Origin of the sequence: Sphingopyxis lindanitolerans, assembly GCF_002993885.1 — a bacterium.
Classification (GTDB): domain Bacteria; phylum Pseudomonadota; class Alphaproteobacteria; order Sphingomonadales; family Sphingomonadaceae; genus Sphingopyxis; species Sphingopyxis lindanitolerans.
The window spans coordinates 3,154,058-3,170,970 of record NZ_CM009578.1 but is presented as its reverse complement, the minus strand read 5'-3'; the positions used below and the strand labels follow the sequence as shown (position 1 = coordinate 3,170,970).

Annotated in this window: 11 protein-coding genes; 4 read left to right on the top strand and 7 right to left on the bottom strand. The window is 59.7% G+C overall.

Annotation, left to right across the window (positions count from 1 at the left end; all coding sequences use genetic code 11):
• Nucleotides 1-12 precede the first annotated feature (12 nt).
• From CVO77_RS15105 to CVO77_RS15090, 4 genes are all read left to right on the top strand, one after another.
• Complete coding sequence (locus tag CVO77_RS15105) at nucleotides 13-387, top strand: hypothetical protein (protein WP_105999750.1); 375 nt, start codon at nucleotides 13-15, stop codon at nucleotides 385-387.
• On the top strand, nucleotides 384-2,201 hold the full coding sequence (locus CVO77_RS15100; protein ID WP_105999749.1) for a type IV secretion system DNA-binding domain-containing protein: 1,818 nt from the start codon (nucleotides 384-386) through the stop codon (nucleotides 2,199-2,201). Before CVO77_RS15105 ends, CVO77_RS15100 begins: the two co-directional genes overlap by 4 nt.
• The gene (gene mobF / locus CVO77_RS15095; protein WP_105999748.1) at nucleotides 2,201-4,948 is read left to right on the top strand and encodes a MobF family relaxase; all 2,748 of its coding nucleotides are present in this window, start codon (nucleotides 2,201-2,203) and stop codon (nucleotides 4,946-4,948) included. The genes CVO77_RS15100 and mobF overlap by 1 nt, the downstream gene beginning before the upstream one ends.
• Before the next feature lie 222 nt (nucleotides 4,949-5,170).
• A complete protein-coding gene (locus tag CVO77_RS15090; RefSeq protein ID WP_192878833.1) occupies nucleotides 5,171-6,061 on the top strand; it encodes an ArdC family protein in 891 nt (296 codons plus the stop codon).
• Here the strand turns inward: CVO77_RS15090 and CVO77_RS21060 are convergent.
• From CVO77_RS21060 to hsdR, 7 genes are read right to left on the bottom strand one after another with little or no spacing between them, the layout of a single operon-like run.
• Nucleotides 6,058-7,194, bottom strand: coding sequence for a hypothetical protein (locus CVO77_RS21060; protein WP_146130883.1), 1,137 nt, complete (start codon nucleotides 7,192-7,194; stop codon nucleotides 6,058-6,060). The two genes, CVO77_RS15090 and CVO77_RS21060, sit on opposite strands and share 4 nt — an antisense overlap.
• A complete protein-coding gene (locus tag CVO77_RS15080) occupies nucleotides 7,154-8,767 on the bottom strand; it encodes a restriction system-associated AAA family ATPase (RefSeq protein WP_105999745.1) in 1,614 nt (537 codons plus the stop codon). Before CVO77_RS15080 ends, CVO77_RS21060 begins: the two co-directional genes overlap by 41 nt.
• On the bottom strand, nucleotides 8,764-10,359 hold the full coding sequence (locus CVO77_RS15075) for a restriction endonuclease subunit S (protein WP_146130882.1): 1,596 nt from the start codon (nucleotides 10,357-10,359) through the stop codon (nucleotides 8,764-8,766). The genes CVO77_RS15080 and CVO77_RS15075 overlap by 4 nt, the downstream gene beginning before the upstream one ends.
• Nucleotides 10,356-11,279, bottom strand: coding sequence for a GIY-YIG nuclease family protein (locus CVO77_RS15070; protein WP_105999744.1), 924 nt, complete (start codon nucleotides 11,277-11,279; stop codon nucleotides 10,356-10,358). The genes CVO77_RS15075 and CVO77_RS15070 overlap by 4 nt, the downstream gene beginning before the upstream one ends.
• Nucleotides 11,276-12,064, bottom strand: a complete 789-nt coding sequence (locus CVO77_RS21055) for a RipA family octameric membrane protein (RefSeq protein WP_146130881.1) — start codon at nucleotides 12,062-12,064, stop codon at nucleotides 11,276-11,278. The genes CVO77_RS15070 and CVO77_RS21055 overlap by 4 nt, the downstream gene beginning before the upstream one ends.
• The gene (locus tag CVO77_RS15060) at nucleotides 12,061-13,530 is read right to left on the bottom strand and encodes an HsdM family class I SAM-dependent methyltransferase (RefSeq protein WP_105999742.1); all 1,470 of its coding nucleotides are present in this window, start codon (nucleotides 13,528-13,530) and stop codon (nucleotides 12,061-12,063) included. Before CVO77_RS15060 ends, CVO77_RS21055 begins: the two co-directional genes overlap by 4 nt.
• The gene (hsdR, locus tag CVO77_RS15055) at nucleotides 13,530-16,910 is read right to left on the bottom strand and encodes a type I restriction-modification system endonuclease (RefSeq protein ID WP_105999741.1); all 3,381 of its coding nucleotides are present in this window, start codon (nucleotides 16,908-16,910) and stop codon (nucleotides 13,530-13,532) included. Before hsdR ends, CVO77_RS15060 begins: the two co-directional genes overlap by 1 nt.
• Between the last annotated feature and the right edge of the window lie 3 nt (nucleotides 16,911-16,913).

Below are 16,913 nucleotides of genomic sequence, written 5' to 3'. Positions count from 1 at the left end.
CGGGAGGCCGCCATGCTGACCGCTAGCAAGCGGACCATCCGCCTCAATCCCTCGCAGGCCCGGACTCTCATCGGCATAGCTGAGAAACGCGGGCTCACCGAGTACGCCATGCTTCAGCGGATTATCGAGGCAGGGTTCCTGGCGGTGTTGCATGGCACCGACAAAGAAGCCGACACCCGCGAAATTGCCATCGAGGTCGGTGCGATTTCGGAACGTCTGATTGAGGTCGAGCGCGTGCTTGACCGCGCATTGTTCACCGCCTGCGCCGCCTATGCCTACGCCCGCCATTCCGCGCTCGGCACGAAGAAGCCGGACGAGGTCATTGCGGCCGATGCGAAGGCCGCCTTCGAGCGTCAGCGCTCGCTCGCCATGGAGATCGAACCATGACCCAGGGACATGATTTTGCGTCCCGCTCGCACTCGCTCTGGCGCATGCGGATGGCGCATTTCCAGCAACGCTTCGGCTTCTTCTCCAAGCTGATCCTGGCCTGCACGGGAGCCGGGGCGATCATCTGGTCACAGTTCACCTTGCCGACTTGGACATGGACCGTCGCCGGTCAGTGTCTGGGCGGAAAGGTGCTGCAAGTGTTCGCCGAAATGGCCGGGCGCGACATTCAGATGAACATCGCTTTCGGAGGTCGTCGGGCGACCATTCCCGCGCGGATCGTGGCAAGCGATCCACTATTCGCGGACCAGTTCAACGCGGCTGCCACCGCGTTGCTGATCGGCGCCGTGATCGGTCTGGCGCTGGGGTTTCTCACCGTGTGGCTGATCCAGCGGACCATGTCGTCGCAGGGCGAGGACACGCTCTCCGATCGCATCCTCGGCGGCACCCGACTGGTACCGCAGGAGGAGTTAGCCGAGGACGCCGGACAAGATGATCCCTGTGCGATAGCCATCGGTCCAGTGCCCATCCCACGCCAGATCGAGACTCGGCACTTTGCCTTTCTCGGCACTACGGGCAGCGGCAAGACCACTGCGCTCCGCCAGATGCTCGATCGCATTGAGGCGCGCGGCGAGCCGGCGTTGGTCTATGACACAAGCGGGGAGTTCATCGCCCACTACTACGACCCCGAGCGCGGTGACGTGATCCTCAATCCGTTCGACGCCCGCTGCGCCTTCTGGTCGCCCTTTGATGAGATTTCGCATCCGGCCGATGCCGACCGGATCGCGCGGCAGCTCGTGTCCGAAACCGGCAGCCAAGACGACGATGTCTGGCTGGAGACGAGCCGCATTCTCGTCGCCAACATGCTTCGTTCGCTATGGGCTGAGGGCAACTGCAATCTGGAGGCCCTGCTCGAAGCCTTGCAGGTCAAGAGCAAGGAACAGCTGAAGCACTGGCTGGGGCACACCTCGTCGGCGCGAACCTTCGCCGACGACGCCGACCGCGCCACCGGCTCGGTGCTGTTCATGCTCGCCAAGGCCGCGAACCTGATTCAGTTCCTGCGTATCGACGACGGGGGTGCGGAGCGTTTCGCCTTCCGCGATTTCATCGCCGGGCTGGATGCGCGCGAGGGCGCGAAGCCATGGATATTCGTCCCGCGCAAGGAGGACTATTTCGAAGCCGCCAAGCCGCTCATGGCCTGCTGGCTTGAATGCGCGGCGAGCGCTGTGCTCGGCCTATCGCCATCGCCGCAGCGGCGCATATGGTTCGTGCTCGACGAACTGGCCGACCTCCCGCGCGTCGAGAACCTGGCGAGACTTCTACCTGAGGGCCGCAAGTTCGGTGCTGCGATCGTGCTGACTTTCCAGGCGCTGGGACAGATGCGCAACCGCTACGGCGCGAACATCGCCGAAGCCATGTTGGCCTGCTGCAACACCAAGCTGTTCTTGCAAACCGTCGATCGCGAAACCCGCCAGTGGGCCAGCCAGACTATCGGCGATTGCGAGATCGAAATGCGCGTCGCCACCGATACGCTCTCGATCGGGAATGAGGTGCCGCGCACCACGATTGCCACCCAGCGCGCCTTTCGCGCCGCAGTGCTTGAAAGCGAACTGAGGCTTGCGCCGCATCAAGGCTATTTGCTGCTGCCCGATGGCTTGCCGGTCGCGCGCATCGGGCTCACCGCCGATCATATCACCGGACGCGGGCAGGCCCGTCAGCCCGGCTTCGTCGCAGGCGATCCAGCGGGCACGCTTTGGAGCCGGGTGAGTGAGATCGCTCGCAATGCCGCGCCCGATGCCAAGCCGGGGCCGGTCTGATGGTCGCTTCGGTCTCGGCGCTGTCCAGTGCCGGGCAGGCCGCGAGCTACTACGAGACCGATGACTATTATGCCGAGGGCGGCCTGGCCCCATCCGAGTGGTTCGGCGAGGCCGCCAAGGCGCTTGGTCTTCAGGGCGAAGTCGATCGCGAGAAGTTCGCCACGCTTTTGGAAGGACGCGTTGACGGCAAGCAGCTCGGCACCATCCGCGAGGGCAAGGTCGAGCATCGGCCAGGTTGGGATATAACCTTCTCCGCACCCAAGTCGGTTTCGATCATGGCCGAGGTTGCTGGCGACAAGCGGCTGATCGCAGCACACGGCGCGGCGGCTACGGTCGCGCTTGCCCATGTCGAAAGCCATTTAGCTGCAACGCGCATACGAATTAGCGGCGAGGTGCAGCGTGAGGCCACCGGCAATCTGGTCGTTGCCACTTTCCGTCACGTCACGAGCCGCGCCCAAGACCCACAGCTTCACACCCATGCCATTGTCGTCAACGCAACCCAGGACAAGGACGGGGACTGGCGCAGCTTGGAGCCGCGCGCTTTCTACCAGCTTCAGAAGGACATCGGTGCCATCTATCGACAGGAGCTGGCGCACGGCATTGCCGCGTTGGGATACCAGATCGAGCCTGGCAAGGACGCCATGTTCGAGATCGCCGGCGTGCCGGACAAGGTCATAGACGCGCTGAGCCAGCGGACAGCGGCGATCGACGCTCGGCTTGCTGAGCGTGGCACGACCCGCCAAGAGGCTAGCGCGGCCGAGAAGCAGATAGCGGCGCTTGATACGCGCGAGGCCAAGTCACACGTTGATATTCGTGAACTGCGAGCCGACTGGCGCGCTACCGCCGATGCCAATGGGTTCGATGCCAGCGCACGGGACCGGCTTGTTTCTGGTGCAGTTGGAAGAGCGCGGGACATTGGGACAAGGGCCAGCCCCGAGCCGCAGGCGCGGCAGGCAGTTGCCTTCGCCGCCGCCAAGCTTTCGGAACGAGAATCCGTGATGTCAGCCAGCGCACTGGCCCGCGAGGCGGGGGACTTTGCATTCGGCAAAGTTGGGCATGAACAGATCAGCTCCGCCATCACCGGAGCCGAACAACGTGGAGAGCTGGTGCCCCGGACCTTTCTCGACCGACGCGGCGCTGAGTTTGCCGGTTTCACTACCCCGCAAGCCCTCGAAACCGAACGTACCATGTTGCGGCTTGAAGCTGTCGGGCGCGGCATGGCCGATACGCTCGCCAGCCCGCTGACGGCTGCGCGCACGGTCGAGCGGGCAGCGCGGCAATCAGCCCGTTCGGGCTATGCCTGGACCGACGATCAGAGGCGCGCGACTACCGACTTGCTGACTGCGCGAGATCGGATTGTTGCCGTCCAGGGTTACGCCGGAACCGCCAAGACCACGACTGTTCTCGCGACCTATGCCCGCGAAGCCGAGCGGCATGGGCTTGCGGTCACGGCACTTGCTCCCACCGCATCGGCTGCAACCGTTCTGGGGGAAGCGCTTGGCCTGCGCGGCGATACCGTTGCCCGGCACCTGCTCACACCCGAAGGACGCATGGCGCGCAAAGAGGCTGTCTGGATTGTCGACGAAGCCTCTATGCTCTCGGCGCAGGATATGGCGAAGTTGATGACCAGCGCCGACAGGGCGGAAGCCCGGCTCGTTCTCGTTGGGGACGTGAAGCAGCTCGGTTCGGTCGGCGCAGGCGCGGCTTTTGCGCAGTTGCAGACAGCAGGCATGACCACCACCAAACTGGCTGAGGTCGTTCGGCAAACCAATATCGAAACGCGCGAAGCTGTCATGGCTTCGATTGAGGGCCATGCCGGCAAGGCCCTGGCTGCGCTGGATAGGGGTGGCGGTAAAGTCATCGAAGGGGCCACGCCGAAAGAACGCTTCGAGGCCATGGTTCAGCACTACCTGTCCCTGTCCCCCGCCGAGCGAACGTGGACGCTGGTGATCGAGCCTTCGCGCGATGGTCGAGACATGCTCACCGGCCTGATCCGCGAAAACCTGGCTTCGCGTGGAGAGCTGTCGTGGGAACGGCTGCAATTTGCCGCGTTGGAGGCCAAGGGCATGACCCGCGCCGAGGCTCGCCAAGCTGCAAGCTATACCATCGGTGATGTCGTCCGGTTCAACCGCGACTATGCCGCCAAGGATGTCCGCAGGGGTGAACCCCTCACCGTCAGCGCGGTCGAACCGGGGCGGGGACGTATTGCTCTGGCGGGCCGCGATGGGCGGTCGGTTGACTGGCATCCCCGGCAATGGGGTGCGGGCAAAGCCGAGGTGTTTGAACCCAAACTCATGGACTTGCGCACGGGAGACCGGGTGCAGTTTACCCGCAACGACCACGAAGCGGGACGGATCAATGGCCTTGGCGGGACAGTGACCGGCATCGACCCATCCACCGGTCAGGCAACTTTGAAACTGGCTAATGGCCGCGAGCAGCGGCTCGACCTCTCCGATCCCCGCGACACCCACTTGCGCCATGCCTATGTCCAGACCGCCCACGCCGCGCAGGGACAGACTGCCGAGCGCGTCCTGATCCACGCCGACAGCCGTTCAACCAATCTGGTCGATCAGAAGATGCTCTACGTCGCGTTGTCACGGGCCAGAGGCGAGGCGGTTATTGTCACCGACGACAGGGACCGGCTTGTCCGAGCGATCACCGAGCGGGCGGGGGAGAAACAAACTGCCATGGAAGCGGCAGTTCCCGACGCTGGCAAGTCCAAGGCAATAGGGGCTGGTATAGGGTGAAAGCCATGCAGTCGGCATGGCGGCCACGGCATCCGTCGTCCCGCCATTGGAATGAACTGCTCCCTGTGTGACGGCCCGTGCCTGGCGGGATCAACAGCCTGCCCGCTCCATTCGGGCTCACGCCCTCCCGTGTTGGCTGTTTCGCGTACCCGCTGACCCGCCCGGCCTGTCCGGCCCGTCCCTTCATCCGCGTTCCCAACGACAGGACGAAGGATTTCCGCCGTGGCCAGCACTCAAACCGCCAGCATCTACGACACGATTACCAATCAGATCATTGCCTCGCTTGAAGTCGGGGTAGGGAAATTCTCGCTCCCCTGGCATCGCAGCAATACCCCGCTGTCCCGCCCGATGAACGCAGTGACCCGGAAGACCTATCGCGGTGTCAACGTCCTCGCCCTCTGGGCCTCTGCCGAAGCGCAGGACTTCGGACATGGGCTCTGGGCAACCTATCGGCAGTGGCAGTCACTCGGCGCTCAAGTCCGCAAGGGCGAGAAGGCTTCGCCGATCGTGTTCTACAAGGTTTTCGACAAAGTCGATGGCGCCGAGGCCGAGGAACGTGAGGGTTCGGCCCGAATCTTCGCCCAGGCGTCGCATGTGTTCAATGTTGGTCAGGTGGATGGCTATGCGATGCCGGAGCTTCCCGAAGCCGCAGACTTCGATCCGATCCCGAACGCGGATGCTTTCGTTGCCGCAACCGGCGCAGCCGTGCGCATCCAGGGCGACAGTGCCCATTACATGCCCTCGACCGACACCATTACCATGCCGGACAAGCAGCTCTTCTTTGCCACCGAATCCGGCAACGCAGGGCAGAATTGGTACGCCACGCTGCTCCATGAACTGACCCATTGGTCCGGCGCGGAGCACCGTCTCGCACGGACCTTCGGCAAGCGGTTCGGCGACGACGCCTACGCGATGGAAGAGCTTGTTGCTGAACTCGGCTCAGCATTCCTGTGCGGCGACCTTGGCCTTTCGTCCAAGCCGCGCCCCGATCACGCGCGCTACCTTGCCAGCTGGCTCAAGGTGCTCAAGGCCGACAATCGGGCGATCTTCACCGCCGCGAGCGCAGCGGCGAAGGCGGCTGAGTGGCTTACTGACATAAACGAAGCTGCTTAGGCGGCCACCGCAGGAGCGAACCCTGCGACCAAAAACTTGAGCCAGTCGGCTACGCGATCAGAGTCTGGATCGGCTTCAATTTGACGACGAAGCATTGTGAAAGTCGCACTTCTAAGAAAGTTCGTGTCTGCCATCCCCTCTTGTAGGATGGTTTCACTGTATTGGATTATTGCGGCAATCACCGACGTAATATCGGTCAGCTCAATCCCGGACCTGGCATCTGCGCACCAGCGACCAAAATGATCAATCCAGCCATGATATTCCTCATTCAGAATATCAGAATACCGCCGCCTAATCTTAAATACAGCATCCCATGTCGCCGCAAATTCGTGAACGCCGCCATGCAAAATTATATCCCAAGCGGGCAAAAGGCGAAGTGTTCCATCAGCCTCGAATAAGTTCGTACCATCCAATGAAACTGAAAATATTGGTCCGGTGTACGGATCGCAGCACCTCCGACGAACGTTTGTGACGGCGTCGAACACGACATCGATTTGCCCTTTGAAAGCGGTATTACAGTCGCCACCCATTGGAACCAGATTGCGCAGATTTGCCCCGGCAAATGGGTATCGCGAAATAGGAAGGTAGTGATCAAGGTCTGGTCGAGGCTGGTTCGGATGTTTCAATCGTTCGAGGCCGCAAAATGGGCAGATTTTGGCCCGCGTCAGATTTTGCCAGATCACACGGTAATGTTCGTCGCGAAGCCCAACGGTGGTGAGAAGGCCAAAAGCGAACTTGAATAGCTCTTTGGTGGGTTCTCGAATGCTGGCCGGCAGTTCTTCCAAACGAACCCACGGCGAAACACCATCGAAAACTGCAGGAATCGCGTTCTGCGTCGGCAATGCGTTGCGAACAGAATCTCGTGATGGCTGGTCCAGGGCTTCGAACGCCTGAAAGAAGGTGCGGCGACGGTCCCGCAGCCCGGTCTTTGGAGACAATACTAGGCGGCGGGCCGCAGGAATGCACGCTGGCCATGCTGACAAAGCGTGACCAGCGTCGATTTGGTCCATGCCCGCGACCAACATTTGTAGAAGCGTGTCGTGCAGCCAATTGTCGTTAGTAGCTTCCAGCGCATAATGAAAAAGCACAGCGTCAGCCCGCCTTCGCCTTGAGTTGACGAAGCCGGTCAGCAACGAATGATTTTTCCACCGAGGACCCCAGCTTGTTCATAGCTTCGGTCAAGCGCGCAATGCTATCTGACTTCATCAGTTCGGCGATCTCATCTTGAGCGATCTGCGAAAGCGGGGGCCGTATCTCAAAGCAATGCTCCAAAATGCGGTCGAAGTTCGCTCCGAATGTTTCAATCTCCGGATTGCTGACCTCGATCGTATCGCCCTGACGCTTGAAGATCAGCACTTGCTCGCGTGAAATATCTGCCGGGACGAAAGGCGCATGCGACGTGAGCAGAACATCCTGCTCCCCACGATCCACATGGAGATTGAGTAAGCGTTTCACGAACTGCACCCGCCATTGCGGATTGAAATGCGATTCAGGCTCGTCGAGAAGAAACAGGGCGTTCTGATCGGTGATCATGGAGAACAATCCGAGGATCAGGGACTGCTGATGCTCACCGTCAGACAAGGCGACATAATCGACTGGGGTCCGGTCGGCCTTACCTGAGGACGGATGAAACCGGACCTCCTCAAATGCGAAGACCGTGTCCTCCTGCTGAGGCTCGGGCAATCGGGTGGCAAATCGCCGTTCACGGACCGCCTTGCGCATCCGATCTCGTGCCGCCTTTGGGATAACAAGGTCGTTGAGCAAGGCAAACTTGTGCAACGACCGATAGAGGTCGAGGGCGTCGTCGAAAAAGTGGGAAAGCGCCTTCCGGGTCGCAGCGTCGACAAAGTAGTCGAACGTGTAGGTTTCGGTTTTTTCGTCAAGATGCCAGCAAGTCGCCGACCGCTTCAAATTTCTCAGGATGGCTTCGAGTTCATCCGTAAGCTGAATGCCCTTGCGGCCCTTGGACTTCTTCGCCGAAGCGGGCGCGCCAGGCGCTGCGGAGTGGGCAAGCCGGATGATGCAGCGGCAAGATGCAAGGTCCTCAAGTCGAGCGTGCTGAAGGATATCCTTGCGCACTTCCGGCTTCGCCATGGTCATGTTAGCAAACAGCACCTCAAGGTTGGTGCCATAGTCGATCAGTAATGCGCGATTGTCTAACGGTGGCGCGGTCACCGTAGTTTTTGCGAGAGCGGCGGTCGCCACCGAATTGGCATATCCCGCCCGGCTGACCATGAACGGCAGACTCATCGTTTCATTGTCGCCGGACGTGTAACCGATGATCAGCGAAGGCAAATGCTGTCCAAATTCCGGGGTTCCGGGCTTGAGAGCAGTCCAGTGGCCATCCTTTTGAACCTGGAGTTCGATAGGCCCAACGGACTTTCCCTTGGGCGCGCGCGACAATTTTACTACGGCATAGGAATCACCCTTGTTTGGCTTGATCAGGTATTCCAGCTCAAAGATGGCATCGCCGTTCGCTGAATCCCGCTCCTCTTCAGGGGCGTGCGCATGCCAGGCCGCCTGGAAAATTTCGGCCACAAGCTGGAGAAATTGAGACTTACCGGAACCGTTCGGGCCAAGAAGGCAAAGCGGTTCCAGTGGTTCATTGTTCGTCTCTGTCTCTGCACGACCCAACCAGATATCGGCCCCGTCGAGCAACCCGCCGCACGTCGATGCGCGGGTGACCTGAAGGCGTCGAAGCCTCATGCCGCGACCCGCTGGATAACCATCACTTCTGTGTCGGTATCGAAGCGCTGCTGCAAAGCTGGTGACGGGCCGGACAAAAGCTCGAACAGGGCATCACGCAAAGCATCATGTGGCATGGAATTGCGCATGGCGATGGCTTCGAACGGAAGCCCTACTAATGGCCACCCTTCGCTGTCCTTAAGAAGCCGGTCGCGCGGTGCTAGCGTTTTTTCTGTCATGCCTTGTGCCTTCGATCCATTCGGCTTCCGCCCACGCCCACTTTTCGGCTTGCTGCCTTCCGCCGCCCGCTCTGCCTTGATCCGTTCCAGCAGCTTGGCCGCTGGTTCGTCATTGGGTTCCTGCGGCACCAACCCGCCCTGGAAGGCTTTGGCGAGAATCGCAGCGTCGAGTTTGGGTAGGAGGCGGGCAGCGGCGGCGTGGTCGGCGGCCATGCGGTCGAGCCAGCCGAATGCGGATTCAATCCGGCGGACGATTTCAGCCCTCTCGCTTGAGCTGGGCCATGGCATCTCAATGTTACGCAACCCGTTCTGACTTAAGTTGCGCATTGAAAACTGATTACCAGTGGCGCGCGCTTCAATTGCCGTTCTGCCCGCAGGAGATCGCATGAACCACAATAGCCAAGGCTTGTCCGCTTCTGGGAGTTCCAAACGCAGAATCTTATCACTCAGGTAAAGGTTGTCGGGCGTCTCTTTGACGATCACAACGGCAGCCACCAATTCGAGCGTATTTGCGCGCGAAATTAGAAAATCGCCAGTTCGAATTTTGGTCTTGGCCGGCGGCTCAAAGCTTGAGGGAAGCGTCTTGGATGCGAGCGGATTGAATTCGCCCCAAGTCACGGCGCTGACCTTGACGACACCTTTTTCGGTTTTCTCAGGGGGGCGCTCGACGCAACGTAAATTCTTGCCGCCGACGACGTCAGTGATGAGATCGCCAACAAGTTTTGTCTTTGCTACAGCCTTGATGCCATTTTCCCGCCGCCATCCCGCCGTCAGTTCCCCCGAAAAGGCCAAGGCAAGGAGGCGTTGTTTGTAGCGGGAGATGAGGGTGGGGATGCGGTCCAGCTCTTTGCGGGCGCGGGCGGTGCGCGCGGTCAAGCCATCTACCTTCGCTACAATCCGCCGTTGTTCGGGGAGAGGCGGGAGGGGAACCGCCGCGCCCGAAACGTCCTTATCCGTGACGGCAGGATAGAGCGTGCCATCTTGCGCGCCGGACATTTTGCCGACGAATTCATCTGAGCAAACCCAGTTGAACAAGTAGCGGCGGTCGATTGCTTCACTCGCGCGCAGGACGGCAATGCCCGTCGATGTCAGCACGCCATCAAGTTCCGCTGGCACTGCTGCGATATTCTTAAGGTAGGTTCGGACGGTCGAGAAAAGAACGTCGCCTTCATGTATAACGCGCCGCGCCCGCGACGGCGCATCGCGGCCAAGGAATGACTTTGGTTCGCCAATGGTCTGGGTGGACTTGTCAATTGAGCCGATGTCGACATAGCGAAATTCTGCGTCCGGCTCTTTGGTCGGATCGATGCTGACGAATGGCTCGACGACTTCACCAATCGTGGTTTGAGCCCATCCCTGTGGCAGATCGCTCATGCGCCCACCCCATCGGCGGCAATGCGCGCCTGCTTCACATCATTATAGGTCCGCTTCTCGCCTTTCACCTTCCATTCGGACAGGCCATTGCTGTTGCGATCCAACACGACGGCGGCAGCGGCGGAGGGGCTGGAAAAGCTATAAGGCTTGACGAAGGTGTACCGGCCATCTGCACCGGGCTGAAGCACGCCTTGCTTGACCAGGTTGTCTTTCAACGCGCCATAGCTCTGCTGGACATAGCCGGTGTCCTTCAGCGCCTGCGATCCCTCCAGCACGACGAATTCGCCATCTTCCTCCACCGCCTGCGCCTGAACACCGGACTTGTGGCGGATTTCGAAGGTCATCTCGCCGCTGGTGCGCTGCGCCACCGGCGTGGCCGTCTGTGTCACCGCGCGCGGCTGCGGCTTGAGAAGATCAAGCCCGACCACGGGCAGAATGATTTTCAGATTGGCGAGGAACTGTTCCATGTTGGCCTGATCCGCCTCTGGAAGGCGGCGGCGCTGCCCGGCGGGGCTGGTGCCGTTATCCAGCGTGACGCGGTTCGCCTCGGTCGCCATCTGGATCAGCCGCGCCTCCAGATATTCGACATGCCCCTTAGACAGGTCATCATCGCTGGTGGTGACGGCAATCGCCGTTTCCCAAAACTCCCGCTGCACCGCGCTTTGCTTGATCCGCTCGCGCACGCTGTTGGCCGATCCCATATAAGCGCGCGTGCCCCCCACGGCCTCCGCATCCGGGCCGGAGAGGATGTAAATGCCCGTCCGGTCCAGCTCTGGCCGGGCCGTCAACGCCGCGAAGGTGGTGCCGGTGGCGACGAAGGTAAGCCCAGTCCAACCGTGAATGGTCGCCTTGCGCAGGCCGGTAGGCGTGCCATCGACGAGGAAAAGCTGAATGGTGCGACCGAAGGTTTCGGGGGTCATATCTTTGGCTCCCGGCGGATCAGGAACGGTTTTTTCAGTTTGGCGAGGTCTTTGACCTCGGGAAGCTGGCTTGGATCGATCCAGTCTGATCCTTCATAGGCTGGAACTTTGTCAGTGAAGGAAACACCCTTGCCGCCTTTAAATTTGGTCTTGCGCGAATAGAGTGCGCCACATGCGGCAATGGTTGCCACAAGGATTAAAATTGTTTGAAAGCCGTTGGCGAACATGAAAGTCGGTAGGCAGTCGAACCACGAAGCATCGGCGGCAAAGATCGCTGACGCAAGAATCGCCAACCAGAAGAGAAAGAAGCAAAAAGCTAATCGGTCGTTCACGCCCGACACAGACCATGCGATCCCATCGTCACCGACATATGCCGTTTTGTGAAGGCGGCCCTCAAACTCGTCTTCAAGCATGTCGATGTGATGTTCCCAATTCTCCTGCCAGAACTTTGATCCTTTGGCCGATAGGTAGCCAGCAAATGCTGTAACAGAACCCAGCGCCGCGAGAGCCACAGGGATAAGCGGTGAAAGCTCTGATGTGGCGAACCTCCAAGTCAGTCCAATTGCGGTGAAAACTGCAGCTTGGAGCAACCAGAAATGCGCTGCGCGCTTCCAATAGAGTTCTATCTCAAATTTCCGGATTTCGTGTGCCCTGCTAAGTGCAGCTTTTCTCGCGTCGGTTCGCTGATCAATTTCACCAACGTCGCCGGTCTTCTCGTTTGCGACATAAAATTTCTCCGGCGTCAGACCGGTGGTCTGCCAGTACGCCCAAATAGGGTCTCTCACGCCTCAACCTCCACGGTCTCGGCCAATTCATCGGCGACCGCTTCAATTTCTTCTAACGCCGCGCGCAGGTGGCCGAGGATGGCGGCGGCGATGTCGTCGGGTTCGGTCAGGCCTATCTCGACTTCTTCCTCGTCCTCACGCAGCCAGCTGATATCGAGGTTGTCATTGCGCTTGGCGATCTCTTCGCGGGTGAAGACGCGAAAACGTCCGGCTTCGCCTTCATCCTTGCGCTTGGACGTTCCAAGAGGGGCAGCGCCGTATGCCTTGATGAATGGCGCGAAATCGTCTGCCGTCAGCACACGGTTTTTGCCGAAGTTCGGCATTTGCGCGCGCAGGTCATAGAACCAGACCTGCTTGGTTGCGCCGATACGTTCTTCGGACTTCTTGGTGAGGAACATGACGTTGGTTTTCACGCCCTGCGCATAGAAAATGCCGGTAGGCAGGCGCAGGATGGTGTGCAGATCGCACAAGTCCATCAGCCAATTGCGCAGATCGCGGCCCATATTGTCTTCGAACAGGATATTGTCAGGAATGACGATGGCTGCGCGTCCACCGACCTTCAGGCCGCGCACGACATGTTCCATGAACGGTAGGGGGCCTTTGCGCGATCCTGCCGTAATCACAAAATCGCTGCGTGTGGTGCTTTCGGGAAACTTGTTGAACGGCGGATTGGTGAGGATCAGATCGGCCGGATCGAACTTCTCCGCGTCCGATGTCAGGGCATCGATGCAGTCAATCGGCTGGTCGATTCCGTGCAGCAGCAGGTTCATCGTGTTGAGCCGGTGCGTGCCAGTGATCAGCTCCGCGCCCTGATAATTGCCATTGCGCTGCGCAAACGCCGTTTCCTTGGAAACTTTCGTCAGCTCATCCGTGTCGCGCAAGATGGTTCGGTGCGCGGAAATCAGGAATCCGCCGGTCCCGGCAGCGGGGTCCTGGATGATTTCGCCTGCCTTGGGTTGGACAAGTTCGATGATGGTGTCGATCAACGGGCGCGGAGTGAAATACTGCCCAGCCTTCGATTTCCGCTCCGACGTCGTGCGTTCCAGCAGTCCTTCATAGAGATCACCGAGGCCATCCTCCTCCGCCGCATACCAGTCAACATTATCAATGGTGGTGATGAGCGAAGTGAGCGCCGTGGCCTTGGTCAGCGCGGTTTTGGCATCGGTAAAAACCTGATTGACCAGCGGGAAATTGACTTTCGATTTGTCGCCGAGCGAAACCAGCAAGGTGCGATAAAACTGAAGGCGAGGCTCGCCTTCCTTCTTTCGGAGTGCGCTCCAGCGGTATTCGGCTGGCAGGCGTTCTTCGAGCTTCTTGCCATCGCGCGACACTTCCTCAAGCATCTTCAGCAGCAGGAGATAAGTCAACTCTGTCACGTATTCGTAGTAGCTGACGCCGCCGCCTTGCAGGCTTTTGCTGGCGTTCCACAGCTTTTGAACGGTCTCACGCGCCCTGGGTCCGTTCATTATCCAGCCTCTTTCCAAATGCTCTCGTTGATGTCGCGAACGACCTGTTCGAGCTCGCCATTAAAGACGCGGTCGATCCGTGGCCAGCCACCGAGCGAGGCAAACGGCTCGGCATCGAAAGCCGCCCGATCCACCACAAGTTCCAGCTCAAGTTGCCTGCCGATCCGCTCGATCCACTTGCGCTGCACGTCGGTCCATGACCGCTTGCGCAGGATTGCTTCGACAGCATTGCGAACGCGGTGAGCAAAGGGGACTAGGGGGTCGCCGATTGCGGCCTGCCGGATGTAGCCAATGATCGAGGCGGCAATGTCCTGATTCTTGGCGTCGGCCCAGGCGCGCTTGATCTTGCTGTCGGAGAACCCTTCCGCATCAAGCTTAAGCCGAAGTTGGCGCAGCTCTTCGCGGGTCAGTTCCTGAGGTCGCTGGACGACAATGCGGAGCGCCGCGATCCGGTTGACGTTTTCACGGACGAACTGGGTGAACTTGTCGAGAAAGTCTTCCGGCTTGTCAGCGGTGCCGTAACCCCGCGTGACCCCGGTAACTTCGTCGGGATGTTCGGAGATCGGAACATAGCGCGGCGTTCCGTCCTCGTTGGTCCAATCCAGGATGGGGCCGAGGTTTGGACGTTCCGAAGCCCAATTGGAAAGGTTTATGGGATCGCCGTTCACGAAACGATCAAGGCTTGCCTCGGGCGTCTCACCTGCCTCGATTTCGAACTTGGCGCGCATCTCAGGGGTCAGCTTCTTGAGGCGACGGCGCAGGCGGACAATGATTTGCTCGCGGACACGGTTTTTGTGCTCCGCGTCCGCGCGACCACGCAATTCCTCAAATAGCTTGGTCAGCGTGAACTTAGGGTCCGCTGCAACCGGTTTCATATCGGTCAGGTCTTGGAGGTGCGCGTAGAGATCGACAGCGTCAAAGATCCGGAACGATTCCTTGCCGATCTCCGGGCAAAGGCGCGTCGCACGACCGAGCATTTGCTCGTAGAGGATCCGGCTGTTCACACGCCGCATGAAGACGATGTTGGTGATCCTCGGAATGTCCACGCCGGTGGTCAGAAGATCGACCGTCACAGCAACCTTGGGCAGCGGATCGTTGCGGAACGACAGGATCAGGTTTTCGATCTTGTCGACATCGCCGGTCAACCGCTGGACTGTTTCGTCCTTCATTGGCCCATAGGCTACCCGGAATGCGTCGCGCAGCTCCTTCACCAGAATGTCCGCATGCGCCTTCGAAACCGCAAAGATCAGGGTTTTTTCCGGATCAGCCGGATCGATATACTTTGCCAATTCGTGTGCCACTGCGCGGTTGAATGGTACCGTGACCACGCCCTTGTTGAACTGCTCAACGTCGAAATCAACTTCATCGGCAAGCGTGATCGTCTCCACTTGACCGGTAGGCGGGTGGACGTAGTCCACGGCCTCATCGCGAACGAAGTGAATGCCGCGTTCCGATAGCTTGGTCGCAATCCTGATCGGGGGCTCATGGTCGTTCAGGAAGCCATCAATGACGGCTTCGCGATAGGAGTAGGTGAAAACAGGTTTGCCAAAGATGTCAGTGGTGTGGAGTGCCGGCGTTGCCGTCAGACCAATCTTGACCGCGTCGAAATGCTCCAGCACCCGGCGGTATTTCGAGACATAATCGGATTGGTCGCGAAAGCTCAGATCGCCATCCGACATTTCGCGGTCCAGCAGATACCCGCGATGGCATTCATCAACGACGATCAGGTCATACTGGTCGATTGGCGGGGCGTCCTGGCCGCTCTCTGAATAAAGCACGCGCCGGACAAGGCCCTGGATCGTGCAGATGTGGACGCGCGTATCATCGTCAGGTGCAACGTCAGCCAGGCCCTTCAGGCCAAAAATGTCTGCAAATGCCTTGCCGTTGACCACCTTGGTGGTGGTGAATTCATCCTTGGTTTGCCGACCCAGCGCGCTTCGATCGACGACAAAGCAGACGCGACGAAAGCGCTTGGCCGAGATCAGCCGGTATAGCATGGCGATGGCGAGCTTGGTCTTGCCTGTGCCGGTTGCCATCGCGACCAGCATTGCTTTGCGATTTTCGCCTAGCGCGGTTTCGACAGCTTGAATCGCTTCCCGTTGATAGTGGCGCAGGGGAAATCCGAAATCGAATGGCTGAGCCGCCAGTTCCTTTTGAGCCGCCTTCTTGTTCACTGCCAAGCGCTCCAACAGCCCCTTGGGCGATGGCCAACCCGCCAGGACTTCGGCGGGGTTGTTGGGATCGCGCAAGTCGCGACGCCAGATGCCGGATAGCGCTTCGACCTGTTTGAGGTAGGGGCGGCCATTGGTTGAAAAGGCGAATGGTGCCTTGAATTCTAGCCATGGCCCGCCTTCCGCGAACTCAGCCTCTTGCATGTGGATGTCCGAGGCATAGCGTTCGGCTTGGCGCAGGACGGCCATAACGTTGCGATTACGGCGCTTGGCCTCGATCGTCCCGACCAGTGTAATCCCGCAGAACAGGGCGTAATCCGCTGGGCCGGTCATGGTTGGCCACTCGGCAATCGCCCGATAGCGTCCTTTGACCGGGCGACTGCCATTCGAGTAGCGCAACGTTGAAGTATCCGCCTCCCAACCAGCATCACGCAGCTGTTGGTCGATCAACGCACGGGTGCCCGCCTCGTCCAAATTTATCTGCTCGGCAGCGTCTCTTGCCAGTTCGGCCACAATCTCTGGCGCAGGGGCATTGATGCTCTTGGCGGACGACAGCGCAGTTTTCAGCTGCTCCGCAAGTTCCGAGCGTCCTTTGTCTGCTTCTTCTGCTAGCGCCTCCCAGATCGCACGCTCTTGCCGCTCTGAAGCAGCAGCGTCAGCCGCCGACTTCCGCTCGGCTTCGGCTGCGGCGGCCTCGGCTCTCAGCCGCTCCGTCTCTGTCTGCGTGGCGGCGAGTTCGGCTTTGAGGCGATCCAACTCTTGGCCAAGAGCGGCGTTGGCGTCTGTGGGCCGCTCTGGAGGAACAAAGGGACCGAATTTGTCGGATTGATTATGGAATGTCCGTGAATACCAGATGGTGAGCTGGCGAGCGAGCTTGAGCCCATTCAGCGCCCCGGCATGATCATCAGCACTTCCGTGGGCTGCCTGGTTCCCGGCGATCCGCAGCGAATGAAACAGGTCGCCGACTTCACGCGGAAGACTGCATTCGAACTTCAGGCGCCGAAGTACATCGGCAAGATTGTCATTCGGAAAAACCTCAAGTCCGAAGCGTGAAGCTGTAAGTTGCGCGATGAGTTCAGAAAGCTGGCGCAGTTTGATCAGGCATGTGTTCGGGTCGTCAGCAAAGTAGCGCTCGGCGAGCAACCCAAGGCGATAGGCCTGAGGCTCAAGTTTCAGAAGAAACGCAAAGTTTGAATTACCCCCGACCATTGG